4 protein-coding genes are annotated in these 3417 nt (G+C 62.2%); 3 read left to right on the plus strand and 1 reads right to left on the minus strand.

Translation table 11 applies throughout. The features are described 5' to 3' along the window. Positions 1 to 60: 60 nt before the first annotated feature. The gene (locus tag QMX98_RS33335; protein WP_010455227.1) at positions 61 to 966 is read right to left on the minus strand and encodes a LysR substrate-binding domain-containing protein; all 906 of its coding nucleotides are present in this window, start codon (positions 964 to 966) and stop codon (positions 61 to 63) included. A gap of 118 nt (positions 967 to 1084) precedes the next feature. On the opposite strand from QMX98_RS33335, the gene QMX98_RS33340 reads away from it, so the two are divergent. The 3 genes from QMX98_RS33340 to QMX98_RS33350 are packed head-to-tail and all read left to right on the plus strand — an operon-like array spanning position 1085 to position 3338. Further along, entirely contained in the window at positions 1085 to 2092 is a 1008-nt protein-coding gene (locus QMX98_RS33340) for an aldo/keto reductase (protein WP_077749321.1), read from the plus strand. An 11-nt stretch (positions 2093 to 2103) separates the two neighbouring features. Continuing rightward, a complete protein-coding gene (locus QMX98_RS33345) occupies positions 2104 to 2901 on the plus strand; it encodes an SDR family oxidoreductase (protein ID WP_077749320.1) in 798 nt (265 codons plus the stop codon). 26 nt (positions 2902 to 2927) lie between these two features. Beyond that, the gene (locus QMX98_RS33350; RefSeq protein WP_010455221.1) at positions 2928 to 3338 is read left to right on the plus strand and encodes an SRPBCC family protein; all 411 of its coding nucleotides are present in this window, start codon (positions 2928 to 2930) and stop codon (positions 3336 to 3338) included. Positions 3339 to 3417 lie beyond the last annotated feature (79 nt).

Below are 3417 nucleotides of genomic sequence, written 5' to 3' on the forward strand. Positions count from 1 at the left end.
CACTTGAGGACGCCTTCGCCGGCAAGCCTGGCGCCAACAAAAAATCATGCAGATGCACCATCAGGGAGTGTGAACCGCCTCCGATTCGGTCAGCACCTTCCTGAACGTCTCCACCAGCGGCCGCAAATTGATCCGGTGCCACGCCGCCCACAAGGGCGTGGTAAACGAAATCCACGGCACTTCCCGCAGCACCACACCCGGCGGCGCATTGCGGCTCAAGCCTTTCTGAATCATCGCAATGCCCAGCCCCGACGCCACCAGCCCCAGCGCAGTGAAGGGCTCGGTGGCTTCCATGCGGATGTCCGGGGTGAAACCGGCGCGGATGCAGGCGCTGACGAAGTCTTCGCGGCTGGCGCAGTTCTGTCGGTGTTGCACGCCGATCCATTCCTGATTGGCCAGGTCGGCCGGGGTCAGTGTGGCCTGGTGGGCGAGGGGATGGTGTTCGGGCAGGGCCAGTAGCATCGGGTCGTCCAGCACCTGAAACCCCAGCAGGTCCGGGTCGTCGGCGACGGGCGGTTCACTGACCAGGGCGATATCCAGACTACGCTGGCGCAGGCCTTCGAGTTGTTCGGCGGAACTCAGGTTGTACAACGCAACGTGCACGTTCGGCCGGTCGACGCGCAGCACCCGCAGGGCATTGGGCAGCACGCCAGCGTGCATGGCGTTTTCGATGTAGCCGATGCACAGGCCGCCTTCTTCGCCGCGACCGAGGCGTTTGCCCAGGGATTCGAGGCGGCTGGCATGGGTCAGGAGGGCGCGAGTTTCGGCGAGGAAGGTCTGGCCGTCGCGGGTCAGGCGGATGCGCTGCTGGCTGCGCTCGAACAGGGTCAGGCCCAGGCGTTCTTCAAGCTGGGCGATCTGCCGGCTCAAGGGTGATTGGGAGATGTGCAAGCGTTCGGCGGCGCGACCGACGTGTTCTTCTTCGGCGACGGCGACGAAGTAGCGCAATTGGCGGATGTCGATCATGTAAGACCTATAGGGACTCAAGTGCTGCGCATTATGTCTTGGACGGTCCGATCATCGCAATCTAGGATCTGCCAAACGGTCACTCAGCTGACCTCTGACACTGACGAGGATTTGAACCATGAGCTTGAAAGACAAACTGCCCGGCGCGCTGGGTTTCGGCACGGCCCCGTTGGGCAACATGTTCCGCGCCATTCCTGAAGACGAGGCGCGGGCCACCGTTCACGCGGCCTGGGATGCCGGCGTTCGCTACTTCGACACCGCGCCGTTTTACGGTTCGGGCCTGTCGGAGATTCGCCTGGGTGCTGCACTGGCCCAATACAACCGCGACGACTACGTGCTGAGCAGCAAAGTCGGCCGGGTCATCCTCGATGAAGTCGAAGATGCATCGGCCCGTGACCTGGGCGAAAAGAGCGGGGTGTTCGAACACGGCCGCCCGAACAAAATCGTCAACGACTACAGCGCCGACGCCACGATGCGCTCCATCGAAGACAGCCTCAAGCGCCTGCAAACCGATCGCCTGGACATCGTCTGGGTGCATGACATCGCCCAGGATTTTTACGGCGACCAGTGGCTGGAATACTTCAACCAGGCCCGCACCGGCGCGTTCAAAGTGCTGACCCGTTTGCGTGAAGAAGGCGTGATCAAGGGTTGGGGCCTGGGCGTGAACAAGGTCGAACCTTGCGAGCTGACCCTTGATCTGACCGAAGCCCAACCGGACGGTTTTCTGCTGGCGGGTCGCTACACTCTTCTCGACCACGACCGGGCCTTGCAACGTCTGATGGACGCGGCCTTGGCGCAGAACGTCGAAATCGTGGTCGGCGGCCCCTACAGCTCGGGCATTCTGGCCGGTGGAACCCATTTCGAATACCAGAAAGCCAGCCCGGCGATCGTCGACAAAGTCGAGCAGATCAAACGCATCGCGGCGGCCCACGGTGTCGACATCAAGGCCGCTGCGCTGCAGTTCTCGCTGGCTAACCCGGCCGTGGCTGCGGTGATTCCGGGCTCCAGCCGTCCGGACCGGATTGCTGAAGATGTTGCGGCACTGTCGGCCGTGATCCCCGCTGCATTCTGGCAGGCGATGCGTGACGCGAAACTGGTGAGCGAACGCGCGCCATTGCCCCTCTGAGGAGTTTGAGCATGAAAATCGATCTGACTGGAAAACTCGCCATTGTCAGCGGCAGCACCGCCGGCATTGGCCTGGGCATCAGCAAGGCGCTGGCCGAATCCGGCGCCACGGTGGTGGTGATCGGCCGCGAGACGGCCAAGGTCGAGCAGGCGCTGGCGAGCATTCGCCAGAGCGTGCCGGGCGCGCAATTGCGTGGCCTGACCGCTGACCTCGGCACCGCCGACGGTGCCGAAAAGCTGTTCGCCGCCGAACCGCGCGCGGACATCCTGGTGAACAACCTCGGGATCTTCAACGAGGTGGATTTTTTCGACACGCCGGACAGCGAGTGGACGCGCTTCTATGAGGTTAACGTGATCTCCGGCGTGCGCCTGTCCCGGCATTACGTGCCGGACATGGTCAAGCAGGGCTGGGGCCGGGTGATTTTCCTGTCCTCGGAATCCGGGATCGCCATCCCGGCCGACATGCTTAATTATGGCGTGACCAAAAGCGCCAACCTCGCGGTGTCCCACGGCCTGGCCAAGCGGCTCGCGGGCACTGGCGTGACGGTCAATGCGATCCTGCCCGGCCCGACATTGACCGATGGCCTGGAGCAGATGCTCAAGCAGGCCACCGCCGAATCGGGGCGTAGTGTCCGGGAAGAAGCCGATGCGTTTGTGCGCAAGGCCCGGCCGACCTCGATCATCCAGCGTGTGGCGAATGTCGAAGAAGTCGCGAACCTGGTGGCCTACATCGCCTCGCCGCTATCCTCGGCCACGACGGGCGCGGCATTGCGGGTCGACGGCGGTGTCGTCGACAGCATGGCCATCTGAATTTATTGATTGAGAGAGAGGATTACATGGCAAAGGCATCTGCATTTATCGACATTCCGGCTTCGGCCGATGAGGTGTGGCAATTGATTGGCGGTTTCGACACGCTGCCGGACTGGCTGCCGTTTATCCCGAAAAGCGAACTGAGTGAAGGCGGGCGAGTGCGCAGCCTGCAAACGGCGGATGGGGCGAAGGTGGTTGAGCGGTTGGAGACGTTTGATAACGCCGGGAAGACTTACAGCTACTCGATTTTGCATGCACCGTTTCCGGCGACTGAGTACCTGGCGACGATAAAGGTCGAGGCTCAGGGGCAGGGGGCTCGGGTGACGTGGTCGGGTCGCTTTACGCCCGACGGTGTCAGTGAAACAGAGGTTGAGGCGTTGTTTGCCGGGATCTATCAGGGCGGTCTTGAAGCCCTGCGGGCGAACTACCCAGCCTGATAACACCATAAATCCCCTGTAGGAGTGAGCCTGCTCGCGATGACGTCTTCAGCTTCAACATAGAGATTGACTGATAGAC

The organism is Pseudomonas sp. PS02303, assembly GCF_029959925.1.
Classification (GTDB): Bacteria; Pseudomonadota; Gammaproteobacteria; order Pseudomonadales; family Pseudomonadaceae; genus Aquipseudomonas; species Aquipseudomonas mandelii.

Excerpts from the sequence above, each read along its gene's own strand:
- QMX98_RS33345 (WP_077749320.1), top strand. The coding sequence starts at position 2,104 with ATGAAAATCGATCTGACTGGAAAACTCGCCATTGTCAGCGGCAGCACC.
- QMX98_RS33340 (WP_077749321.1), top strand. The coding sequence starts at position 1,085 with ATGAGCTTGAAAGACAAACTGCCCGGCGCGCTGGGTTTCGGCACGGCC.
- QMX98_RS33335 (WP_010455227.1), bottom strand. The coding sequence starts at position 966 with ATGATCGACATCCGCCAATTGCGCTACTTCGTCGCCGTCGCCGAAGAA.
- QMX98_RS33350 (WP_010455221.1), top strand. The coding sequence starts at position 2,928 with ATGGCAAAGGCATCTGCATTTATCGACATTCCGGCTTCGGCCGATGAG.